We start from the raw sequence: 21,688 nt of genomic DNA, 5'->3' as shown, positions 1-21,688 counted from the left end.
GCATGCGGAAACGCAGGTGCGTGAAGCGGGTGAGGCGCGCATTCAGAGCGTTGGCAACGAACGTGGGTCACGTGATTGCCGTGTGAAGCGTAAGACCCTTTGGGGGCCCTCAGGCAAGAATTAGCGCTGGCGGTGTGAGCCGCTTTCTTTTGCCTACTTTTCTTTGCGGCGGCAAAGAAAAGTAGGTGCCGCCCCGCACAGGGGCGACGCGTGAAGCGAGCTAACAATTCGCGGATGCCAGCAAAAAGATCAAAACACACGACCGGCGACGGACAAACACCACAACGCGGCGGCGAGCAAAAAAAACCCTACGTCGCCAGCCGATCCCAAACCCCGTCCCCCACTCAAACTTTTGTCCATGCAAGAATAACTGATCGACCAGGAAGCAGAAAGCCGAAAGCAGGAAACAGAAAGCCCCGCAAGCGCCCGGCAAGGAGACAATCCATGAGCCACGACCACGACCACAACCACACCCCCCAACCCCCAATCAACTGGCGCGACCACGGCGTCAAAGTCATCAAGGGCGACCAGCTCGACACCAACACCCCGCAAACCCCCGGCATGAACCGCGCCGCCGCGATCAACGCCGCGCGCGCCGGCGCTCAGAAGCTATGGGCGGGCACCGTGACCATTCACCCGAATGCGAAAACGGGCGCCCACCACCACGGCGCGCTAGAAAGCGTGATCTACGTCGTCCGCGGTCACGCCCGCATGCGCTGGGGCGAGCATCTGGAATTCACCGCCGAAGCCGGCCCCGGCGACTTCATCTTCGTGCCGCCGTATGTCCCGCATCAGGAAATCAACGCCAGCACCGACGATCCCCTCGAATGCGTACTCGTGCGCAGCGACAACGAAGCCGTCGTCGTGAACCTGAACATCGACGCCGTCGAACAACCCGAAACGGTCTATTGGGTCGACCCGATCCACAAGCACCCGCACGATCATTGACCCACCGCAAACCCAGGTCCAACGCCCGTATGACGCCGACCCTTTCGCTGCGCCCCCGCCTCGTCACACTGTATGCCGCACTGGTGAGCGCCAACCTCGCCGCGTGGGCGTGGGCGCTCATCGCGTTTCGCGACTATCCGCTGCTGCTCGGCACCGCATTGCTCGCCTACGGCTTCGGCCTGCGGCATGCCGTCGACGCCGACCACATCGCCGCGATCGACACCGTCACACGCAAACTGATGCAGGAAGGCAAGCGGCCGCTCGGCGTCGGACTGGCATTTTCGCTCGGACATTCGACCATCGTGATCGTCGCCACCGTCGGCATCGCGTTGACCGCCCTGTCGCTGCATGGGCGCTTCGAGGCCTTTCATGCCGTGGGCGGGACGATCGGCACGATGGTGTCGTCGGTCTTTCTGCTCGTGCTCGCAGGCGTCAACCTGGTCATCCTGCGCGACGTGTGGCGCCGCTACCGGCACGTCCAGCAAGGCGGAGAACTGACGCACGAAGACGCCGCGCGCGGTGCGCCCGCCGGTCTGCTGTCGCGCGCGCTCAAGCCCCTGTTCCGGCTCGTCACGAAGAGCTGGCATATGTACCCCGTCGGCGTGCTGTTCGGCCTCGGCTTCGACACGGCGACGGAAATCGGCCTGCTCGCCATCGCCGCCGCCGAAGCAGGCAAAGGCCTGCCGCTCTACTCGATCCTCGTGTTTCCCGCGCTCTTCACGGCAGGCATGACGCTCGTCGATTCGACCGATAACGTGCTGATGGTCCACGCCTACAGCTGGGCCATGGACGACCCGAAGCGCAAGCTCTACTACAACGCGAGCATCACATTCGTGTCGGCCGTGGTCGCGATCGCGATCGGCGGCATCGAGGCACTCGGCTTGCTCTCTGACAAGCTCGGACTCAGCGGCGGCGCATGGGACGCGGTGGCCGCCGTCAACGAACGCTTCGGCATGCTGGGCTATGGCATCGTCAGCCTGTTCATGCTGTGCTGGGTCGGCTCGGTTTTGTTTCATCGCTGGCGCAAGCCCGCGCCGCTCGGCCAGTAACACCGCCGCCCGGGCGCCGGAACCGCCGCCCCAGCGCACCGCCCGTTGCAGGCATGCGCCGCGCCGTTGTGCGCACGACACAACTGCCGCCGGGAATCGTATGAAGGCAGGCGCGCGCGGCCGCGAATGCTCCCAATCCAGAGGCAATCGCTTACACTGAACCCGCATCAACGCCGCACTACCACCGCAGCGCCTCGCAACAGCACGCGTGGCGTCCCAACAGAACGGATCGGACCACCATCGATGAAGAATTCCGCGGACCCGCGTTTTGCGCCTCGCCCGGCAGAAGCACTCGATCTGGAGGCGGCACGCCGCAGCGCCGACGCCCACGGCAATCACGCCATCGACGAATTTCTCGCCGGCCGCCTGACGCGCCGCGAACTGCTGCGTTATGCGAGCGTGATCGGCATGTCGCTTGCGGGCGGCGGATTGCTCGCGCCGCGCGGCGCTCGGGCGCAAGGCGCGGCGGGCGCCAACGCGACGATCCGGGTCGCGCATCTCACGCCCACGGGCGCCGTCGATCCGATGACGGTCACCGACTCCGCGAGCCTCTGCCTGCTCAATCAGACCGGCGAATTCCTGATCGACGACGACGGCGAGAAGCAGACGCTCAAACCCGTGCTCGCGCTGTCGTGGAAGCCGAACGACAAGGGCGATGTGTGGACCTTCAAGCTGCGTGAGAACGTGAAGTTCCATGACGGCCAGCCCTTCACCGCGAAGGACGTCGCCGCAACCTTCGACCGCCTCGCCGACCCCGCCGCCGGCTCGGCCGCGCTTTCGACACTCAAGGGCGTGCTGTCGAAGGGCGGCACGAAAGTCGTCGACGATCACACGGTCGCATTCCATCTCGACGCGCCCAACGGCAACTTCCCGTACTACGTTTCGTCGGACAACTACAACGCCGTGATTCTGCCCGCGAACTATGCGGGCAACTACGAGAAAACCTTCATCGGCACCGGGCCGTTCAAGCTCGAAAAGTACCAGGCCAAAGTCGGCGTGTCGTTCGTGCGCAATCCCGACTACTGGGGCGAAAAAGCGCTGCCGCAGCGCGTGCAGTTCACCTTCTACGCGGACCAGCAGGCGCAGATTCTCGCGCTGCAAGGCCATCAGGCCGACGTGATGCCGACGTTCACGGTGCAGGGCGGCCAGGGGTTGATCAACAATCCCGAGTTCAAGGTGGTCGGCGTGAAGTCGAGCGCGCACCGGCAGATTCACATGCGCGTCGACAGCCCGCAGTTCAAGGACAAGCGCGTGCGCCAGGCGCTCGCGCTGTCGCTCGATCGCGACGTGATCGTCAAGGGACTCTTCAAGGGCCGCGCGCAGCCCGGCAACGACAGCCCGTTCGCGCCCGTGTTTCCGTCGTCGGATGCGGGCGCGCCGCAGCGCAAGATCGACGTCGCGAAGGCGAAGCAGCTGCTCGCGCAGGCGGGCGTGCCGAACGGTTTCGACGTGACGCTCACGACCGAGAAGTTCATGGAGATTCCCGACCTCGCCGTCGTCGTGCAGAACTATGCGAAGGCCGTGGGCATCCGCATCAACCTGAAGGTCGAGAGCCAGTCGCAGTACTACGGCTCGGGCACGCCTGGCAAATCGGACTGGCTCGACTCGCCGCTCGGCATCACCGATTACGGCAGCCGCGGCGTGCCGAACGTATTCCTCAATGCACCGTTGACGAGCACGGGCACATGGAACGCCGCGCACTTCAAGAACCCGCAGTACGACAAGCTGGTCGCCGATTATGTCGCCGCGCTCGATATCGCCGCACAGAAGAAAGTGTCCGCGCAGATCCAGACACTGCTGCTCGACGAGACGCCCGTGATCTTCCCGTTCTTCTACGACCAGTTGATCGCCGCGCGCAAGCAGTTGAACGGCGTGCGCTTCACGGCCATCGCGCAGCTGTATTTCGATCGCGCGACGCTCGCCTGATTGCGCACCACGCTGCGAGCAAGGAACATCGATGTCGACCACGGTTTCCGCTTCCATCGCTCGTGGCCCGCGCGGCAGCGCAATGCGCGTCTTGCGCTTCATCGGGACGCGTGTCGGGCTGTCGTTGATCACGCTGTGGCTGCTGTCGGTGATCGTGTTCGCGGGCGGCCAGCTGCTACCCGGCGATATCGGCCGCGCGATACTCGGCCCGCTCGCCGATGCGCGCGCAGTGGCCGCGCTCAATCATCAACTCGGCGCGGATCGTCCTCTGCTTACGCAATACACGCAGTGGATCACGCACTTCGTGCAAGGCGACATGGGCCTGTCGTACACGTATCGCGAGCCGGTCGCGTCGTTCGTCGGCAGTGCGCTGGCGAACTCGGCGAAGCTCGGATTTCTGGCGTTCATCGTGGTGGTGCCGCTCGGCATCGCGGGCGGCGTATGGGCCGCGATGCACGCGGGACGCTGGCTCGACCGCACGATCAGCATCGTCGGCCTGTCGGCTACCGTCGTGCCCGAGTTCGTGTCGTCGATCGTGCTGATACTCGTGTTCGGCGTGTGGCTGCAATGGCTGCCCATCGACGCAACGTATCCGCCCGACGCGGCCATCTTCACGCAACTGAAGCATCTCGTCCTGCCCGTCCTGCCGCTCGTGTTCGTGTTCTTCGGCTACATCGCGCGGATGGCGCGCGCGGGCACGGTCGAGGCGCTCGACGCCGACTACACGCGCACCGCGATCCTGAAGGGATTGCCGCCGCATATCGTGATCGGCCGGCACGTGCTGCGCAACGCCTTGCTGCCGACCATCACCGTCGCGGCGACGCAGCTCGGCTACATGATCGGCGGACTGGTCGTCGTGGAGACGCTGTTCCACTATCAGGGCATCGGCTCGCTGATCTACAACGCAGCGAAGTCCAAAGACTTCCCGATGCTCGAAGGCGGCGTGCTGACCATCGGCGTGGTCTACACGGTCGCCAATCTCGTCGCCGATGCGCTATACGTGCTGCTCAATCCGCGCTTGCGCGTAGGGAGCGCCGAATGAGCACGACGGCTTCGCCTCCGCCCTCGTCGAACACGCCCGCACCCGCCGCACCGCGCGCGCGAGACACACGCTACGACACGCTGCGCGTGCTGCTGCGCTCGCCGACCTTCGTCGTCGGCGCGGCGATCGTGCTGTGGTGGATCGTCTGCGCGATTGCGGGGACATGGGTCGCGCCGCTCGATCCCTACGCGTCCGATCCTCTGAATTCGCTCGCGCCGCCCGCGGCAGGCCACTGGTTCGGCACCGATCAGCTGGGCCGCGACGTGCTGTCGCGCGTGATCGTCGGCGCGCGGGACATTCTCACCATCGCGCCGCTCGCAACGCTGCTCGGCACGCTGGCGGGGACGGCGCTCGGCCTCACGGTCGGTTACTTCGACGGCTGGGTCGACAACGTGATCGGACGCGCGATCGATGCCGTGCTCGCGCTGCCGCTCGTGATCGTCGCGCTGCTCGCGCTGGCCGCGGTGGGCGCGTCGAACCTCACGGTGATCCTCGTGATCGGCATCACGTTCACGCCAATCACCGCTCGCACCGTGCGCGCGGCCGTGTTCGCCGAACGCCATCTCGACTATGTCGCTGCGGCCCAGCTGCGCGGCGAGAACGCGTTCTACATCATGTTCGCGGAAATCCTGCCGAACGTGCTGCCGCCCATCATCGTCGAAGCGACGGTGCGTCTCGGCTATGCGATCTTCGCGGTCGCCACGCTGTCGTTCCTCGGCTTCGGCATCCAGCCGCCTTCCGCCGACTGGGGCCTCGCGCTCTCCGAGTCGTACACGCTGATGGCGGGCGGCGCCTGGTGGACCGTCGTGTTCGACGCAGCCGCGATTGCGTCGCTGGTGGTCGGCGTGAACCTGATCGCCGATGCTGTCCAAGGAGCCGTCGACGGATGAACGGTCCCTCTTCGCCTGCGCCGCCCGCTTCGTTTCCCGCCTTCGATGTATCGAAGAGCGAGCGGGCCGACGCGCTCACTATCGTCGGGCTGACGGTCGCGTATCGCACGCGCGGACGCGAGCGCGAGGTGCTGCAAGACGTGTCGTTCCGCATCAGGCGCGGTGAATCGTATGGGCTTGTCGGCGAATCGGGCTGCGGCAAGTCGACGGTCGCGATGGCGACGCTGCGCTATCTGGCGCGCAATGGGCGTGTAAAGGCGGGACGCATTTCGATTGCGGGCAAGGAAGTGCATTCGCTCGACGCCGCCGCGTTGCGCGAATTGCGTGCGAACAGAATATCGATGGTCTATCAGGACCCGTCGCGCGCCCTCAATCCATCGCTGACGATCGCGCGCCAGGTGGCCGAAGCGTTCGAGGCATCCGGCGCGACTAGCGAAGATGCGCTGAAGCAAACGGCCGACATGCTGCGCAAGGTGCGCATCGCCGAGCCCGAGCGCGTGATGGACAGTTATCCGCATCAGCTGTCGGGCGGCATGCAGCAGCGCGGCGTGATTGCGATGGCGCTCGCGTCGAAACCCGCGCTGCTGATTCTCGACGAACCGACGACAGGCCTCGACGCGACGGTCGAAGCCGAAGTGCTCGATCTCGTCGCGCAACTGCGCGACGAGTTCCACACAGCCGTGCTGTTCATCAGCCACAACCTCGCGGTGATCGGCCGGATGTGCGAGCGCGTCGGCGTGCTGTACGCGGGCAAGCTCGTCGAAGAAGGCGCCACGCAAGACGTGTTCGCGCGGCCGCGCCATCCGTACACAGTCGGCCTGTTGCGCTGCCTGCCGACCGTCGGCCGCAGCAAGGACACTGACCGGCTCGACACGATTGCGGGCAGCCTGCCGCAGCCGGGTTCCGTCGCGCAGGGCTGCATCTACGCGGAGCGCTGCCGTCTCGCCGACGACCGCTGCCGGCGCGAAGCCCCGCCGCCGTATCGCGTGAGCGCGCGGCATGGCGATCAGATGTCGCGCTGCCACTACCACGAGCGCGCGATGGAACTGCCGCGCCTTACGTCCGTCGATGCGCCCGCTCAAGCTTTCGGCAACGCAGGACATGCAGCACGCGACGCCTCGCCCGTGCTGCGCGCGGAAAACGTCTCGAAGACATTCCACGTCGGGGGCGCGGCGCTGCGCGCTGTCCACGATGTATCGCTCGAACTCGCGAAGGGCGAGACGCTGGGTCTCGTCGGCGAATCGGGCAGCGGCAAGACGACGCTCGCGAAGTTGCTGCTCGGCCTCGTATCGCCCGATGCGGGCAGCGTGATCGAACTCGACGGCACGCCTTTGCCGGCACGCGTCACGCATCGCAACGACGAACAGGTGAAGTCGCTGCAGATCGTGTTCCAGAATCCCGACTCGGCGCTCAATCGCGCGCACTCGGTCAGACGGCTGATCGGGCGCGCGTTGTCGCGCCTGTCCGCGCTGCGCGGCGACGCGCGCGAGGAAAGACTGGCGTCGCTGGCGCAGGCTGTCAGGCTGCCCGACCGTTATCTGGGCTCGCGCACACGGCAACTGTCGGGCGGTCTGAAGCAGCGCGTCGCGATTGCGCGCGCGTTCGCGGGCGATCCGCGCATCGTCGTCTGCGACGAGCCGACTTCCGCGCTCGACGTGTCCGTGCAGGCCGCGATCCTCAATCTGCTCGCCGATCTGCAGCGCGATCGCAGCGTGAGCTATGTGTTTATCTCGCACGATCTGAATGTCGTGCGCTACCTGTCCGATCGCATCGCGGTGCTGTACGTCGGCCGCCTGCTGGAGATCGGGCCCGCGTCGGCCGTGTTCGGCGGCCCGCATCATCCTTATACGGAAGCGTTGTTGTCGTCGGTGCCCGCGCTCGACCCGCACGATAGCGAAGCACCGCATGGCGCGAAGCCGCAGCGCATCCGCCTTGCCGGCGAACTGCCGAGCCCCGCCGCGCCGCCTTCGGGTTGCGTGTTTCATACACGCTGTCCGCGCAAGCTGGGGGCGATCTGCGAGCAGCAGGACCCGCCCTGGGCCGATGCCGGCGACGCGCATCGCATCCGCTGCCACATCCCCGTCGACGAATTGCGCGTGCTTCAGCGCCGCAACTGATCCCCTGCCCCGGCGCCGCATGCTCGCGCGCTGAAACGAAAAATCGCGTGATTCGAGGCCTGCGTTTCAGGTCCGAAACGTTTTTTGCGCGTTTCGATGCGCGCGCAACGGAGCGGTCACGCGAATGCCACGCGCGGCGGGCGTTCGCGCCCAATGGCATGTTTATCGCTAAATCACGCTCACGCATGGGGTTGCGTCGGGATCGACAAACCCTCGGCAACGCTGCTTCGCGCCGTCACGACGAACGGCGAAACGGCGCGCAGAACGGACAGTCGATCCCGCGTCGGGCGGATGAAGCGTCAGCGCATCTGCCTGGCCATGTGGGGCTCGCACGCGGCCCGGCGCCGACAGTCAACGATAACAACGGGCGCCGGGCACATCAGAAGCCGCAGGCAGCGGATGACAGGCAGGGCGCATCGCGCGCGACATGACGTCGAAAACGGCGCGCGCCGCGAACCTGAAGAGCGACGAAAGCGCCGCCCGCCGCCGATCGGCTCAGCGCGTGCAATACGAACAAACGGGACAAGCGACAAGCAGTGAATAAGAAATGACGGCTTGCGGGGGTCGTCGTTTCCTCGGGAGAGGTGCGATGAAGAACAAATCATTTGATACGTACTACTACAAGGTTAAACGGGGTACGGCAACCTTCGTGGTTGGCGCGGGGACTTTGCTGGCGGCCCAGTTCGTTCAGGCCGCATCCGCGGACGACGTGATTCCGAAGTGGATCGTCACAGCCGATGCTCCGCTGCCTGCCAGCGGGGCGTCGGCTGCGATGCAACCGGCACAGGACGGTACGGCATCGACGGGCGTGGAGTCCGGCACGACCACGGCAGCCGACGATGCGGCGTCAGTGTTTCTGCTCAACACGTGTATTGGTAACGCTGGCAACTGCGCGCCCAACGGCGGACGTGGCAGCGGTGCAGGCGCGAGCGCGGGCGCGGCTGCCGCTGGGTCTTCGGGTTCGTCGGCTTCGGGCGGCGCGGCTTCGGGCGGCGGCGGGTTTGGAGCGGCAGCAGGCCCGAGCGGCAATTCGAGCGGCGGTGGGCATGGCGGTGGTAGCGGGAATGGTGGTGGCGGCGGTGGTGGCGGTGGTGGTGGTGGTGGTGGCGGTGGCGGTGGCGGTGGCGGTGGCGGTGGCGGTGGCGGTGGCGGTGGCGGTGGCGGTGGCGGTGGCGGTGGCGGTGGCGGTGGCGGTGGCGGTGGCGGTGGCGGTGGCGGTGGCGGTGGCGGTGGCGGTGGCGGTGGCGGTGGCGGTGGCGGTGGCGGTGGCGGTGGCGGTGGCGGTGGCGGTGGCGGTGGCGGTGGCGGTGGCAGCGGTGGCGGCGGTGGTAGTGGCAGCGGCGGTGGTAGTGGCGGTTGCGGTTGTGGTGGCGGCAGCGCCGGCGGCCCAGGTGGTGGTTTCGGCGGTGGTTTCGGTGGCGGCTTCGGCAGCGGCGGCTTCGGCAGCGGCGGCTTCGGTGGCGGCTTCGGCAGCGGCGGCTTCGGCAAAGGTGGCGGCTACGGCGGTGGATCAGGTTCAGGCGGCGGTCACGGCGGCGGCAACGGACACTGAGATCGAACGGACGGCGGGCCCCGCGCCGTCCCCATACGACGACAACCACGCCGCACGCCGACGCTTCCTGGCCGGCGTTGGCGGTGACGTTCCGATCCCCCGGTCGAACGTCACCGCTCGGGCAGGGAACGCCGTTGACGGTAACGCTGGCAAGGCGTTAGCGACACGAACCGACGCGTCGCCGAGCTCACGGCAAGCAGCAACGACAAGAGCGGTCCGGCAAAGCAGTCGGAAAACGCATCGGAACCAAACCGCCCTGCTCGCCTCATATCTATTCAACGTTCGATATGAGGCCTTCTACATGCAACGACACTTCCCCCGCCCCGTTGCACGCATTGCTTCGGGCGTGCTGCTAGCTGCGTTGATGGCTGGCGCATCGCTAGCCCATGCGCAGAATGCAACCCAAACGGCAGCGCAAGCCCAAACATCGCCTCCCGTCGACCCCACCTTCTCCGCGTGGTCGCTTGCGCAGTCCTGCCAGCAGAAGTCCGATAACGTCGCGCACGGCCAGTGTGTCGGCGCGATCCGCGGCATCATCCACGGCTACCAGTACGGCGTGCTGTTCCTCAGCCAGCGCACGTCGCTCGCAGCGAAAGAAACCCAGCGCGTGTCATTGTGTCTGCGCGACGTCCCCGTCTCGACGCTCGTCGACGAATTCGTGCAGGACGCGAGCCAGGTCAGCGCCGATTCGCTCAAGCGCACACCCGCTGAAGTTGCCGTGCTCGGCTCCGTGCACATGCATCACGCGTGCGACTGATCAGCCGATACAACCGCACAAGCGCCGCATGCTCACAGCATCTCGAGCGGCCGCTTGCTGCGGGGCGGACGAAAATGCGCATCGATAGCGGCAAGATCGTCAGGAGAGAGCTGCAGATCGAGCGTGCGGCGGTTGTCACGCACGTGCTCGATGCGCCCTGACTTCGGAATCGCGCACACATCGGGTTGCTGCAGCACCCACGCCAGCGCGACCTGAACCGCCGATACGCCATGCGCGCCAGCGATATCGTCGAGCGGCGAGCGCCTGGGCAGGCGCGCATGATCGACGGGGCTGTACGCCATGGCGGGCATCTTGCGGCCCGCGAGCCACGGCAGCAGATCGAACTCCGGCCCGCGCCGCGCAACGTTGTAGAGAATCTGGTCGGTCGCGCAGGCGTCGCCGTGCGGCACGCCGACCAGCTCTTCCATATCGTCGACATCGAAATTGCTCACGCCCCAGTGGCGTATCTTGCCGTCGCGGCGCAGCGCTTCGAAGCCCGCCACCGTTTCGTCGAGCGGCACCGAACCGCGCCAGTGCAGCAGATACAGATCGATGCGATCCGTATTCAGGCGCTGCAACGACTGTTCGCACGCATGCTGCACGCCGCGCTTGCTCGCGTTGTGCGGATAGACCTTGCTGACCAGAAACACGTCTTCGCGCAAACCCTGCAACGCTTCGCCCAGCAGCGATTCCGTCGCGCCTTCGCCGTACATTTCGGCCGTGTCGATCAGCGTCATGCCGAGCTCGATGCCGCCGCGCAACGCCTCGATTTCGGCCTTGCGGCGCGACGGATGCTCGCCCATCTCCCACGTGCCCTGCCCGAGTTTCGGAATGCGCTCGCCGTCAGGCAGCGTCACGCTGGGGATGTCCTTCGTCATGATTGCGTCCTCGCAGATGATGTCGTGAAGAAGCGCCGCGTCGCAGCGCCCAACGCGACGAGTGTAGCGCTTCGTCGCGGCGTGCATCGGCGTCCCGGCAAAACCCCGCTATAACGTGGGGCGCCGATGACATAGAATTGCCGCTTGCCCTACTTGCGTCCGTCACATGAACCCAGCCTCGGAAGACCGTTGGCGCGATCTGCGCCCGGACCCGGAAAACGATACGCCGCTGTATCTTCAGCTCGCCCGCAAGCTCGGCAGTGCGATCCACGAGAACCGCTGGAACGCAGGCGAAGCGCTGCCGTCGGAGCGCGTGTTGTCGGATGCGCTCGGCGTGTCGCGCATCACGGCACGCAAGGCAATCGCGCTGCTCGTCGAACAGGGCTTGATTCGCCGCTCGCAGGGCGCGGGCAGTTTCATCACGCCACGCTATGAAGATCCGCTGTCGCGTCTGTCGAGCTTCAGCGAAATGCTGCGCCGGCGCGGCTTCACGCCGAGCTCGCAATGGCTGTCGCGCGAAATCGTGCCCGCCAATCGCGATGAAGTGATCCAGCTTGGCCTGTCGCCTGCAGCTGCCGTCACGCGGTTGCGCCGCCTGCGTCTCGCGGACGGCATCGTGATGGCCGTCGAAAATTCGACGTTCCCCGCTTCCGTCATTCCCGACCCGCAGGCCATCGGCGATTCGCTGTACACGTATCTCGAACAGCGCGGCTTGACGATCGTGCGCGCGTTGCAGCATTTTCGCGCGGTCAACGCGAGCGACGAGATCGCGCAGCAGATGAGCATCGCGCCGAACGACGCGCTGCTGCTGATCACGCGCGTCGGCTACACGGCCGACCAGCGCGCCATCGAACTCACCGACACCTACTGCCGCAACGACTACTACGACTTCGTCGCCGAACTGCGCAAGTAGGCGCGAGCTTCAGTCCTCCCAGCGCGGGGCGTCGGAGCCAATGGGCACGGGCGGCCGCGCATAGAATGCGGGTGTCTGCGACATCCGCTCGGCAGGCGCCGCCGCCCGCACGCGGCCAAACGGCGAATCGACTTCGTGCAGACCGTCCTGCACGTCGTCGTACCTGACATCGGGCAGACGCCAGCCCGCTTCGATCTGTCCCATCGATTGCAGCCAGCGGCCCGTCTGTGCCAGCGACAGCCGCACATGCCAGCTGCCGCCCTCCTGCGCGCGCCGCGCCAGCGCAACCATCGCGCCGAATGCGGCGAGATAACCCGTCGCGTGATCGAGCGCCTGACACGGCAGGTGCTTCGGCCCGTCGACACCCGCCGCGCGGCTCTCCGTGTAGGCGATGCCGCTTGCCGACTGCACGAGACTGTCGAAACCGCGCCGCATCGCCCACGGTCCCGCGTGCCCATACGCCGAGATCGACACGCAGACGATGCCGGGCCGCAGCCGTGCCAGGGTTTCAGGATCGAAGCCGCGCGCGGCAAGCGAGCCGGGGCGATACGCCTGCAAGAACACGTCTGCTTGTGCGGCCAGCGCCTGCAATTGCCCGCGCGCCGCGGCGTCGCGCAGATCGAGCGTCGCGGAGCGCTTGCCCCGCCCGTTGTCGATCACGAGCGGCGCGATATTCGGCAGATGCGGGCCGTTGATCAGCAGCACGTCGGCGCCATGTTGCGCCAGCGCGCGCCCCGCGACGGGACCCGCGATGATTCTCGACAGATCGAGCACACGCGTGCCTGACAGCGGTCTCAGCGCGTCGCCGCGGCCTGGCGCTTCTGGCGGCGCATCGCCGATCCGCTCGATCTCGAACAGCGGCAGATTGGCAATCGCCTTCGCCTGATCGAGCGTCGCCCATTCGCGCGGCGAGCGGATCAGCGCGGCACACAAGCCGGCGTCGGCGAGTGTCTGATCGAGCTGCGCGCCGTCCCAGCCGCGAATCGCCTCCGCCACCGCGCCGGGATCGGCGTCGCAGCCGAGCACCTTCAACACGCCGTGCAGATGATGCGGAAAGTTCGTGTGCAACTGGACCCAGCGCCCGTCGCGCGTTGCGTAGAAGCCGGTGACGGGGTGGCGCAGTTCCGGCGGCAAGCCATCGTTCACGCGCAGATAGCGCTCGCTGCGAAATGCGATCAGCGCGCGCCGCACGCTCACGTCGACATGCTGCATGCGGCCCGTGCGCAGCCTGAAGCAATCGGCGGCGGCGAGCGCCATCGCCGCAATCGACGCACTCGCGAGCGTCCCGACGCGAAACACCGAGGGCAAGGCCGGGTCGTCGCCTTCGATCGACATGTAATCGAGCAAGGCCGGATCGCAACCGGCAACGGACCAGAGATGATCGAGAGCGAGCAGGGGCGTCATGATGGTCTGGCTTCCTGAAGGAGAAAGACGTGACCCAGTCTAGTTTTGCGCCTCGCCATGATCAATCTTGATTCATATAATCAATATATATTCATTTCTTTGGCTTTCCAGCGCCGATATGTCCAACGCAATATCCGCCCCACGCTATCTGTCCGCCGACGAGGCCGCCACGATGCTCGGCATCAGCGTCACGACGCTCTACGCCTACGTGAGCCGCGGCATGTTGCGCTCCGCGCCGGACGCAAACAGCAAGCGGCGGCGCTACGACGCGGACGAAGTACGCCGCCTCGCGCGCCGCAAGGAAGATGGCAAACGCGCGGGCAAAGTCGCACAAAAGGTGCTGGATTGGGGCGTGCCCGTGCTCGAATCGTCGATCACGCTGATCGCGGACGGCAAGCTGTTGTATCGCGGCCGCGATGCGATCGAACTCGCGCGCACGGCGACCCTCGAGGAAGTGGCGGCCTTGCTGTGGGAATGCAGCGCGCGGCGCATCGCCGATGCGCCCGCCGCGCCGCTTGGCGCCGCGCAATGGTCGGCGTGGCTCAAGCTGTGGAGCGACAGCGCGCCGCTCGATCGCGCGCTCGTGCTGCTGCCTGCCGCCGCTGCGCAGATGCCGCGTGTCTGGGCGCTCGGCCGCGATGCGCAGCTCGACAATGCCTGCGCGCTGATCCGGCTGATGGCGGGTGCGATGATTTCGACCGCGCCGTCGAACGAACCGCTGCACAAGCAGCTCGCCGCCGCGTGGGGCGTGCGCAACCGCGCGCAGATCAATCTGCTGCGCGCGGCGCTCGTCGCGTGCGCGGATCACGAGCTGAATGCGTCGACCTTTACGGTGCGGTGTATCACGTCGACGGGCACGCATCTGTTCGGCGCGGTCGCGGGCGGGCTCGCCGCGTTATCGGGACCGAGGCACGGCGGGGAAACGGCGCGCGTCGCCGCGTTGTTCGACGAAGCCGCGCGCGCCGCCGATCTCGACCGCTATCTGGCTACGCGGCTCGCGCAGCACGAGCAGAGCGCGCCGGGGCCCGTGATCTCCGGGTTTGGTCATCCGCTGTATCCGGACGGCGATCCGCGTGCCCGTCTGCTGCTGGAACTGCTCGATGAATGTGCGCCCGCCCGCTCGCCGTTCGCCGACGTGCAGCGGCTTGCGCGCGTCGTACGCGACACCACAGGCGCCGAGCCGACCGTCGACTACGCGCTCGCGGCCATCGAACGGGTGCTCGGCCTGCCCGCCGGCGCGGCTTTCACGCTCTTCGCGGTGGGCCGCGTGACGGGCTGGATCGCGCACGCCATGGAGCAGACCAGCGACGGCCGCCTGATCCGTCCGCGCGCCAGGTACATCGGCGCGTACGAAGTGGACTGATTCAACGACTCGCGCTTCAGGCGGTGAGCAGCCAGCGCGGCATCCACGTCCAGCGTGGCGCGCGCCGCCGCTCGACTTTCACCGTGTCGGCCGGGCCGCTCGCTACCGTCAGCGAGAGCCGCACGCCGTCCCGCCCCGCGCTCAGCCACGCGAGCGCGCCGCGCTTCAGTTCGAACGACTCGCCCGCTGCGAGCCAGTAATCCTCGGCGTCGCCTTCGACGGTCAGCCAGAGTTCGCCCGCCAGCACGTTCACGGCAAGCGGCTGCGCGACCCGCCAGGCGCTTGCCGGCTCGCCGTGTTCGAGTTCGAAAGTACGGATTTCACGCATCGCAGTGCTCCTTGAAGTGCTTTTTCGCTTGCATCCATTATTGTCGTGCGATGATGACTGTCACATGCACAGTGCTGAACAGTTTCAAAAGAACTGTACAGCCAGAAAACCTGACAGTTGTCGGCGCTTCGACCATGACAGACCGTGACGGACGGCTGGCGAAGCGCGCGAAAGAGGCGCGAACAAAAGCGCCAGGAAAGGCAAGCCATGAAACTCGACATTGAACTGAACCGCGAAAACGGCGTGCCGCTCACCGAGCAGATCGTCAGCGGCGTACAGGACTGGATACGCTCGCGCACCGCGCATCCCGGCGCGAAACTGCCGTCGATCCGCCAGTTCGCCACCGACAACGACATCAGCCGTTTCCCCGTGATCGAGGCCTACGACCGGCTCGTCTCGCTCGGTTATCTGGATTCGCGGCCGGGTTCCGGCTTTTACGTGGCCGAACGGCACCGCGCCGCAATGGGTTGTCAGGGTGCGTCCGACCCGCGCCGCGCCGAAGACGAATCGACCCACATCCTGCAACAGTTCAATCATCCGGGCGAATCGCTGAAGCTCGGCAGCGGCTTCATTCCCGAGGCATGGCGCGACATGGACAGCCTCGCGCAGGCGATCCGCCACGTGTCGCGCACCGACGGCGCCAGCATGATCGATTACGCGACGCCGCTCGGCAACGCGACACTGCGCGAACTGCTGCAAGGACGCATCGAGCAGCTCGGCATCGAGGCGCAGGCGTCGCAGATCCTGATCACGTTCGGCGCGAGCCAGGCGATGGACCTGCTGATGCGCTACCTGCTCAAGCCCGGCGACACGATCTTCGTCGAGGACCCGGGCTACTACAATTTCAACGGCCTGCTGAAGCTGCATGGCGTGAATCTCGTCGGCATTCCGCGCACGCGCACGGGCCCCGACCTCGACGCGATGCAAGCGCAGTTGCAGCAGCATCGCCCAAAGCTCTTCTTCATCAACTCGGTCTTTCACAACCCGACAGGCACGACGATCGCGCCGCCCATCGCGTTCCGCCTGCTGCAACTCGCGCGCGAGCACAACTTCAAGATCATCGAAGACGATATCTACGCCGACTTCCAGACCGAGCCCACCGACCGCCTCGCCACGCTCGATCAGCTGGAACACGTGATCTACATCGGCGGGCTGTCGAAGACCTTGTCGTCGTCGCTGCGCATCGGTTATGTGATCGCCGATCACGCCACCATCAAGGATCTCGCCGACATCAAGATGCTGACGAGCATCGGCGGCTCGCGCTTTGCGGAAGCCGTGACCGTCGCGTTGCTCGAACGCGGGATGTACCGCAAGCATCTGGAAAGATTGCGCCGGCGCATGCGCGATGCGCTCGGCGCGACCGTGCAGACGCTCGAAATGAGCGGCTGGCAGGTATTCGAGAATCCGCAGGGCGGCAAGTTCGTGTGGGCGCGCGTGCCGCATGTCGAGAATGCGGAGCGGCTTGTCGAGTGCGGCGCGCCGCTCGGCGTGACGGTGGCGCCCGGCAGCTACTTCCGGCCGAACGCGGAGCCGAGCCCATGGATACGCGTGAACGCCGCGTTCGCGAACGATCCGCGGGCGCGGGCGTTTTTCGAGGCAGCGGTTCAGTTGAAGCCGTAACGCAGCCGTCAGGCGCAACGCTCGCTGCCGATGCGGGCGGCGGCACCGTCCGCCGCGCTTTTTCCTTAGAATGTGGGCTCCCCCGCCCAGCCGCCCTGCCCTGTCTTCATGTCCGAATCGACCGAACCCGCATCGCCCGCCGCGAGCGCCCGCACCGCGACCACCGCGCCGACCGCCCGCTCGTTGACGGTGATGCTGTGGATAGTCGCGACGGGCTTCTTCATGCAGACGCTCGATTCGACGATCGTCAACACCGCGCTTCCCGCGATGGCGAAAAGCCTCGGCGAATTGCCGTTGCGCATGCAATCAGTCGTGATCGCGTACTCGCTGACGATGGCCGTGATGATTCCCGTGTCCGGCTGGCTCGCCGACAAGCTCGGCACGCGGCGCGTGTTCATGAGCGCGATCCTCGTCTTCACGGTCGGCTCGCTGCTGTGCGCGAATGCGCAGACGCTCACGCAACTGGTGACGTATCGCGTGCTGCAGGGCGTGGGCGGCGCGATGCTGCTGCCCGTCGGCCGCCTTGCCGTGCTGCGCGTGTTTCCCGCCGAACGTTATTTGCCCGCGCTGTCGTTTGTCGCAATTCCGGGGCTGATCGGTCCGCTGATCGGCCCGACGCTCGGCGGCTGGCTCGTCAAGATTGCATCGTGGCACTGGATCTTTCTGATCAACGTGCCCGTCGGCATCGCAGGCGTGATCGCGACGTTCATCTTTATGCCCGACAGCCGCAACCCCGATACCGCGAAGTTCGACATCAAAGGCTATGTGCTGCTGATCGTCGGCATGGTGTCGATCTCGATGGCGCTCGACGGGCAAACCGAATTCTCGATCCAGCACGCGACCATGCTGATGCTGCTGATCCTTTCGCTAGGCTGTTTCGTTGCCTACGGATTGCATGCGACGCGCGCGACCAACCCGATCTTCTCGCTCGAGCTGTTCAAGATCCACACCTTCAGCGTCGGCCTGCTCGGCAACCTGTTCGCGCGCATCGGCAGCGGCGCGATGCCGTATCTGATCCCGCTGCTTTTGCAGGTGAGCCTCGGCTACAGCGCGTTCGAAGCCGGGCTGATGATGCTGCCCGTCGCCGCGGCGGGCATGTCGTCGAAGCGCCTCGTCACGCGGCTCATCATGAAGTACGGCTACCGGCGCGTGCTCGTGTCGAACACGGTGCTGGTCGGCCTCGCGATGGCGAGCTTCTCGCTGACGAGCGAGCATCAGCCGCTGTGGCTGCGCCTCGTGCAGCTCGCCTTCTTCGGCGGCGTCAACTCGATGCAGTTCACCGCGATGAACACGCTGACGCTGAAAGACCTCGGCACGGGCGGCGCGAGCAGCGGCAACAGCCTGTTCTCGCTGGTGCAGATGCTCGCGATGAGCCTCGGCGTCACCGTCGCGGGCGCACTGCTGACTACCTTCACGGGCCTCATGCCGCGCGTCACGGCGGCCAACTCGCTGCCCGCCTTTCACGCGACCTTCCTGTGTGTCGGGCTGATCACGGCGGCGACGTCGTGGATCTTCGCGCAGCTGTCCGCCGATATCCGGCAGCCCGTGAGGCGCGCCGATCCGCAGGAGCGCACGTGACAGTGCAAGCCCGTCGTGCGGCGCGGGCGGAACCTTAACGGGGCGCGCGCCGCACCATCGATGTGCGCATCGCTCACTGCGCGCATGACAGCATCGGCTGTCCCGGCGCAAAATCGATGCAACAGCGGAGGGAACCGCGCAAAACCCGCCGCAATCCGCGCAATACAGGTCCAAGGCGGGCCAGGGCCCTGGCGCATCCTCATGCGCATGTTTCTTGCTGCCCTATCCTGTAAACTTGAAACTTTCGCGCAATTCGCGCGCCCCGCCTCGCTTCTCAACCGATGACCGACACGATGAGCATGATCGAACTCGATCCTCCCGGCTTCCAGCCTCCGCGCCCCGTAGCGGGCGACGAAGGCTCCCGCCGCACCGTCCGGTATGGCGGCTATACGGTTTTCAGCGTATTTCAGCCGGTTTTCTCGGTGTCGCACCGGCGCGCGATTGGCTATCACGCATCGCTGCGCGCGCATGACGAGAACGAAAAGCAGGTGCCGTCGGCCGAAGTCTTCACGCAGGCCGCGCGGCGCGGCGATCTGCTGGAACTCGGGCGCCTCGCCGAATCCTTGCACCTGGGCAACTTCAACGCGTTCGACAGTCACGACGAATGGCTCTTCCTCAGCCTGCATCCCGCCGCGCTGATGGACACGAGCTATGGCGACGCACTGCTCGCGGGCCTTAAGGCGCTCGGTCTGCCGCCGCAGCGCGTGGTGCTCGAAGTGTCCGAGCAGGCGGGCGGCGAAACGACGCGCTTCGCGGAGATCATCGACGCGCTGCGCAAGTCGGGCTTCCTGATCGCGCTCGACGGCTTCGGCGCGAAGCATTCGAACATCGACCGCGTGTGGAACCTGCGGCCCGATATCGTCACGCTCGACCGCTGCATCCTTGCGCAAGCCAGCGAGCACTCGCATATCGAGCGCGTGCTGCCCGGCATCGTGTCGATGCTGCATGAATCGGGGCAACTGGTGCTGATGGGCGGCCTCACGACGGAGCGCGACGCGCTGATCGCACTCGAATGCAATGTCGATTTCGTGCAAGGCACGTTTTTCGCGGCGCCGAGCGTCGAGCCCGTCGCGCGGCAGGCGACCGTGAGCCTGATGGATAAACTCTCGGCGGCACTGCGCGAACGCGTGGCCGCACGCGAGTGCGCGCAATCCGAGCGCCTCGCGCCGTTCGTGACAGCGCTGGAAACCGCTAGCGCACAGCTCGTCGATGGCCAGCCGATGGCCGAGGCGACCGCACCGCTGCTCGAACTGCGCGAAACCGCGCGTTGCTTCCTGCTAGACGGCTCGGGCCGCCAGATCGGCGACAACGTGCTGCCGCAAGGCCGCGCCTCGCAGCGCGCCAAGCGCTTCCGGCCGCTGTTGCATTCGGAAGGCGCGAGTTGGGAGCGCCGTCCGTATTTCATCCAGGCCGTGCGCGCGCCCGGTCAGGTGCATCTGACGCCGCCGTATCTATCGATCAATGAGGCGCACCTGTGCGTGACGGCGTCGATCGCGGCGGAAACCGCACGCGGCATGCAGGTGCTATGCGTCGATATCAACTGGGAAGTGGCCGCGCATCGTAATTGACGCGGCCTGGCTGCTGACGGGCCGCAGCAATTGCAGGACGGCCGCGCGTCCGAACACGCGCGCCGCGCTCGCCAGCCGCAGCGTGCCCGTCACGATGCGCAACGCAACGATGCGCTCGTCCTCGCCGATCGAAATGTCGAGCAGCGCGTCGATTTCGCCGTCGCGCATCAACGCCACGGCTCGCATCCCGTTCATCGTCACCGTCTCCATCTGGTCGCCGCGGCTGCGCATCGACAGCGTGGTCGCTGCCTGTTCCGCCGTCGCGACGGCGTCGACCGGTTCGGCCGCGTCGCTCATGACGCTCGGCACCTCGCAGAAGAGCCGCACCAGCCCCGCGCGATCCTGCGCCTCCATCGCCGCCCGCAGGCGCTCGACAATGCGTGCGTGCGCGGCGGGATCGGCGCGCTTCGCAGGCACGCCTTCGCGCTGCAAGCGCGCCCGCGCGCGATGCACCATCTGCCGGCAATTCGCGGGCGTCTTCGCAAGAACCTTCCCGATTTCCGCGTAGTCGCAATCGAAGGCCTCATGCAGCACGAATGCTGCGCGCTCCTCGGGCTTCAGCCGTTCGAGCAGCAGCATCACGCCATACGACATCTGCACGGCCTGCAAGGCGAGGTCTTCCGCCGACGGCGCGAGGCTTTCGATCCACGGTTCCGGCATCCACCCGCCCGAACGCGTCGCGCGCTCGATCTGCAGATGACGCAGCCGGTCGATCGCGAGATGTGTCGCGATGGTCGTGAGCCATGCGGCCGGCGAGCGCACTTCGCGTGGATCGGCGGCGTGCCACTTGAGCCACGCGTCCTGCACGATGTCTTCCGCTTCCGCCCGGCTGCCGAGCATCCGGTACGCGAGCGCGAAGAGCCTCGCGCGCATCGCCTCGAAATCCGCGGACTTCTCTCTGTTCATTTCCATGCGAGCCGCTCCTGTGGCGTTGGTGGCGTTGATGGCGTTGTCTCCCGGTTGACGGGCCAGCCGCCCGCGATGTGACACGTCGGCGCAAAAATTCTTTTGTCACGTCCTGCCGCGCGTTCGCGTCATGCGACTGGAACCCGCCTTGTGCGGGCCTTTCACGGGTCCTTTCAGTCCATCAGCGAGGAACGCATGCATCGACATTTCCCTTCCCCGTCCGCGTCCGGCTTCAATCTCGTGCCGACCGTCATCGAGCAATCGGGCCGCGGCGAGCGCGCCTACGACATCTATTCGCGCCTGTTGCGCGAGCGGATCGTGTTTCTGGTCGGCCCCGTCAACGACCAGTCGGCGAGCCTGATCGTCGCCCAGTTGCTGTTTCTCGAATCGGAGAACCCTGACAAGGATATTTCTTTTTACATCAACTCGCCGGGCGGCTCGGTCTACGACGGCCTCGCGATCTTCGACACCATGCAGTTCATCAAGCCCGACGTGTCGACGCTCTGCACGGGCTTCGCGGCCAGCATGGGCACCTTCCTGCTCGCGGCGGGCGCGCCCGGCAAGCGCTTTGCGTTGCCGAACGCGCGCATCATGATCCATCAGCCCTCGGGCGGCGGCCAGGGCACGGCGTCGGATGTCGAGATACAGGCGAAGGAAGTGCTGTATCTGCGCGAGCGCCTGAACAGCGTGCTCGCGGAAAGAACGGGCCAGAGCATCGCGCAGATCGAGAAGGACACGGATCGTGACAACTTCATGTCAGCGGACGCGGCGAAAACCTATGGCCTCGTCGACGACGTGCTGACGACGCGCGTGCCCGCTGTTGCCGAAGCGGCGCACGCCGCGACGTAG

The 21,688-nt window shown here is 66.3% G+C and carries 19 protein-coding genes; 13 read left to right on the top strand and 6 right to left on the bottom strand.

Going from position 1 to position 21,688, the window contains the following annotated elements:
- The first annotated feature begins 444 nt into the window (after positions 1-444).
- From C2L66_RS03140 to C2L66_RS03115, 6 genes are all read left to right on the top strand, one after another.
- On the top strand, positions 445-948 hold the full coding sequence (locus C2L66_RS03140; RefSeq protein WP_060602078.1) for a cupin domain-containing protein: 504 nt from the start codon (positions 445-447) through the stop codon (positions 946-948).
- 29 nt (positions 949-977) lie between these two features.
- Positions 978-1,997, top strand: coding sequence for a HoxN/HupN/NixA family nickel/cobalt transporter (locus C2L66_RS03135; RefSeq protein ID WP_060602081.1), 1,020 nt, complete (start codon positions 978-980; stop codon positions 1,995-1,997).
- 243 nt (positions 1,998-2,240) lie between these two features.
- The gene (locus tag C2L66_RS03130; protein ID WP_060602083.1) at positions 2,241-3,923 is read left to right on the top strand and encodes an ABC transporter substrate-binding protein; all 1,683 of its coding nucleotides are present in this window, start codon (positions 2,241-2,243) and stop codon (positions 3,921-3,923) included.
- Positions 3,924-3,954: 31 nt separating this feature from the next.
- Positions 3,955-4,965, top strand: coding sequence for an ABC transporter permease (locus C2L66_RS03125; protein ID WP_060602086.1), 1,011 nt, complete (start codon positions 3,955-3,957; stop codon positions 4,963-4,965).
- Positions 4,962-5,855, top strand: coding sequence for an ABC transporter permease (locus C2L66_RS03120; RefSeq protein ID WP_060602089.1), 894 nt, complete (start codon positions 4,962-4,964; stop codon positions 5,853-5,855). Before C2L66_RS03125 ends, C2L66_RS03120 begins: the two co-directional genes overlap by 4 nt.
- A complete protein-coding gene (locus tag C2L66_RS03115) occupies positions 5,852-7,972 on the top strand; it encodes an ABC transporter ATP-binding protein (RefSeq protein ID WP_060602092.1) in 2,121 nt (706 codons plus the stop codon). The genes C2L66_RS03120 and C2L66_RS03115 overlap by 4 nt, the downstream gene beginning before the upstream one ends.
- Before the next feature lie 687 nt (positions 7,973-8,659).
- Here C2L66_RS03115 and C2L66_RS40525 read toward each other — a convergent pair.
- Entirely contained in the window at positions 8,660-8,836 is a 177-nt protein-coding gene (locus tag C2L66_RS40525) for a hypothetical protein (RefSeq protein WP_158512160.1), read from the bottom strand.
- 989 nt (positions 8,837-9,825) lie between these two features.
- Between C2L66_RS40525 and C2L66_RS03095 the strand changes: the two genes are divergently transcribed.
- A complete protein-coding gene (locus tag C2L66_RS03095) occupies positions 9,826-10,281 on the top strand; it encodes a hypothetical protein (RefSeq protein WP_054933914.1) in 456 nt (151 codons plus the stop codon).
- Positions 10,282-10,313: 32 nt separating this feature from the next.
- Here C2L66_RS03095 and C2L66_RS03090 read toward each other — a convergent pair whose 3' ends face one another.
- On the bottom strand, positions 10,314-11,159 hold the full coding sequence (locus tag C2L66_RS03090) for an aldo/keto reductase (RefSeq protein WP_060602786.1): 846 nt from the start codon (positions 11,157-11,159) through the stop codon (positions 10,314-10,316).
- A gap of 166 nt (positions 11,160-11,325) precedes the next feature.
- Between C2L66_RS03090 and C2L66_RS03085 the strand changes: the two genes are divergently transcribed.
- Entirely contained in the window at positions 11,326-12,072 is a 747-nt protein-coding gene (locus C2L66_RS03085; RefSeq protein WP_035986207.1) for a GntR family transcriptional regulator, read from the top strand.
- 9 nt (positions 12,073-12,081) lie between these two features.
- Here C2L66_RS03085 and C2L66_RS03080 read toward each other — a convergent pair whose 3' ends face one another.
- Entirely contained in the window at positions 12,082-13,476 is a 1,395-nt protein-coding gene (locus C2L66_RS03080) for a CoA transferase (protein WP_060602097.1), read from the bottom strand.
- A 118-nt stretch (positions 13,477-13,594) separates the two neighbouring features.
- Here C2L66_RS03080 and C2L66_RS03075 point away from each other — a divergent pair, with 118 nt between their 5' ends.
- Positions 13,595-14,839: a citrate synthase family protein gene (locus C2L66_RS03075; protein ID WP_060602100.1), complete on the top strand. Its 1,245-nt coding sequence runs from the start codon at positions 13,595-13,597 to the stop codon at positions 14,837-14,839.
- 16 nt (positions 14,840-14,855) lie between these two features.
- Here C2L66_RS03075 and C2L66_RS03070 read toward each other — a convergent pair whose 3' ends face one another.
- A complete protein-coding gene (locus C2L66_RS03070; RefSeq protein WP_060602103.1) occupies positions 14,856-15,167 on the bottom strand; it encodes a DUF2917 domain-containing protein in 312 nt (103 codons plus the stop codon).
- A 207-nt stretch (positions 15,168-15,374) separates the two neighbouring features.
- On the opposite strand from C2L66_RS03070, the gene C2L66_RS03065 reads away from it, so the two are divergent.
- Positions 15,375-16,787, top strand: coding sequence for an aminotransferase-like domain-containing protein (locus tag C2L66_RS03065; RefSeq protein WP_060602789.1), 1,413 nt, complete (start codon positions 15,375-15,377; stop codon positions 16,785-16,787).
- A 65-nt stretch (positions 16,788-16,852) separates the two neighbouring features.
- Here the strand turns inward: C2L66_RS03065 and C2L66_RS41420 are convergent, their stop codons facing one another.
- Complete coding sequence (locus C2L66_RS41420; protein WP_197496848.1) at positions 16,853-17,011, bottom strand: hypothetical protein; 159 nt, start codon at positions 17,009-17,011, stop codon at positions 16,853-16,855.
- On the opposite strand from C2L66_RS41420, the gene mdtD reads away from it, so the two are divergent.
- Both mdtD and C2L66_RS03055 read left to right on the top strand, forming a co-directional pair.
- Positions 16,980-18,365: a multidrug transporter subunit MdtD gene (gene mdtD / locus C2L66_RS03060; RefSeq protein WP_176956945.1), complete on the top strand. Its 1,386-nt coding sequence runs from the start codon at positions 16,980-16,982 to the stop codon at positions 18,363-18,365. The two genes, C2L66_RS41420 and mdtD, sit on opposite strands and share 32 nt — an antisense overlap.
- 293 nt (positions 18,366-18,658) lie before the next feature.
- Positions 18,659-19,933 carry an EAL domain-containing protein gene (locus C2L66_RS03055; protein WP_060602791.1) on the top strand — a complete coding sequence of 425 codons (1,275 nt, stop codon included), beginning with the start codon at positions 18,659-18,661 and terminating at the stop codon, positions 19,931-19,933.
- Here the strand turns inward: C2L66_RS03055 and C2L66_RS03050 are convergent.
- Positions 19,889-20,845 (bottom strand): sigma-70 family RNA polymerase sigma factor, encoded by a 957-nt coding sequence (locus C2L66_RS03050; protein ID WP_060602109.1) that lies wholly within the window; start codon positions 20,843-20,845, stop codon positions 19,889-19,891. The two genes, C2L66_RS03055 and C2L66_RS03050, sit on opposite strands and share 45 nt — an antisense overlap.
- 189 nt (positions 20,846-21,034) lie before the next feature.
- Between C2L66_RS03050 and clpP the strand changes: the two genes are divergently transcribed.
- Positions 21,035-21,688: an ATP-dependent Clp endopeptidase proteolytic subunit ClpP gene (gene clpP / locus C2L66_RS03045; RefSeq protein ID WP_054933897.1), complete on the top strand. Its 654-nt coding sequence runs from the start codon at positions 21,035-21,037 to the stop codon at positions 21,686-21,688.

The sequence above is a fragment of the Paraburkholderia caribensis genome (assembly GCF_002902945.1).
Classification (GTDB): Bacteria; Pseudomonadota; Gammaproteobacteria; order Burkholderiales; family Burkholderiaceae; genus Paraburkholderia; species Paraburkholderia caribensis.
This window is presented reverse-complemented; position numbering and strand designations above follow the sequence as displayed.

Coding starts and splice junctions, on each gene's coding strand:
- C2L66_RS03070 (WP_060602103.1), bottom strand. CDS start 15,167: ATGCGTGAAATCCGTACTTTCGAACTCGAACACGGCGAGCCGGCAAGC.
- C2L66_RS03050 (WP_060602109.1), bottom strand. CDS start 20,845: ATGGAAATGAACAGAGAGAAGTCCGCGGATTTCGAGGCGATGCGCGCG.
- C2L66_RS03130 (WP_060602083.1), top strand. CDS start 2,241: ATGAAGAATTCCGCGGACCCGCGTTTTGCGCCTCGCCCGGCAGAAGCA.
- C2L66_RS41420 (WP_197496848.1), bottom strand. CDS start 17,011: ATGAAGAAGCCCGTCGCGACTATCCACAGCATCACCGTCAACGAGCGG.
- mdtD (WP_176956945.1), top strand. CDS start 16,980: ATGCTGTGGATAGTCGCGACGGGCTTCTTCATGCAGACGCTCGATTCG.
- C2L66_RS03140 (WP_060602078.1), top strand. CDS start 445: ATGAGCCACGACCACGACCACAACCACACCCCCCAACCCCCAATCAAC.
- C2L66_RS03135 (WP_060602081.1), top strand. CDS start 978: ATGACGCCGACCCTTTCGCTGCGCCCCCGCCTCGTCACACTGTATGCC.
- clpP (WP_054933897.1), top strand. CDS start 21,035: ATGCATCGACATTTCCCTTCCCCGTCCGCGTCCGGCTTCAATCTCGTG.
- C2L66_RS03065 (WP_060602789.1), top strand. CDS start 15,375: ATGAAACTCGACATTGAACTGAACCGCGAAAACGGCGTGCCGCTCACC.
- C2L66_RS03090 (WP_060602786.1), bottom strand. CDS start 11,159: ATGACGAAGGACATCCCCAGCGTGACGCTGCCTGACGGCGAGCGCATT.
- C2L66_RS03085 (WP_035986207.1), top strand. CDS start 11,326: ATGAACCCAGCCTCGGAAGACCGTTGGCGCGATCTGCGCCCGGACCCG.
- C2L66_RS03095 (WP_054933914.1), top strand. CDS start 9,826: ATGCAACGACACTTCCCCCGCCCCGTTGCACGCATTGCTTCGGGCGTG.
- C2L66_RS03055 (WP_060602791.1), top strand. CDS start 18,659: ATGAGCATGATCGAACTCGATCCTCCCGGCTTCCAGCCTCCGCGCCCC.
- C2L66_RS03120 (WP_060602089.1), top strand. CDS start 4,962: ATGAGCACGACGGCTTCGCCTCCGCCCTCGTCGAACACGCCCGCACCC.
- C2L66_RS03115 (WP_060602092.1), top strand. CDS start 5,852: ATGAACGGTCCCTCTTCGCCTGCGCCGCCCGCTTCGTTTCCCGCCTTC.
- C2L66_RS03075 (WP_060602100.1), top strand. CDS start 13,595: ATGTCCAACGCAATATCCGCCCCACGCTATCTGTCCGCCGACGAGGCC.
- C2L66_RS03080 (WP_060602097.1), bottom strand. CDS start 13,476: ATGACGCCCCTGCTCGCTCTCGATCATCTCTGGTCCGTTGCCGGTTGC.
- C2L66_RS03125 (WP_060602086.1), top strand. CDS start 3,955: ATGTCGACCACGGTTTCCGCTTCCATCGCTCGTGGCCCGCGCGGCAGC.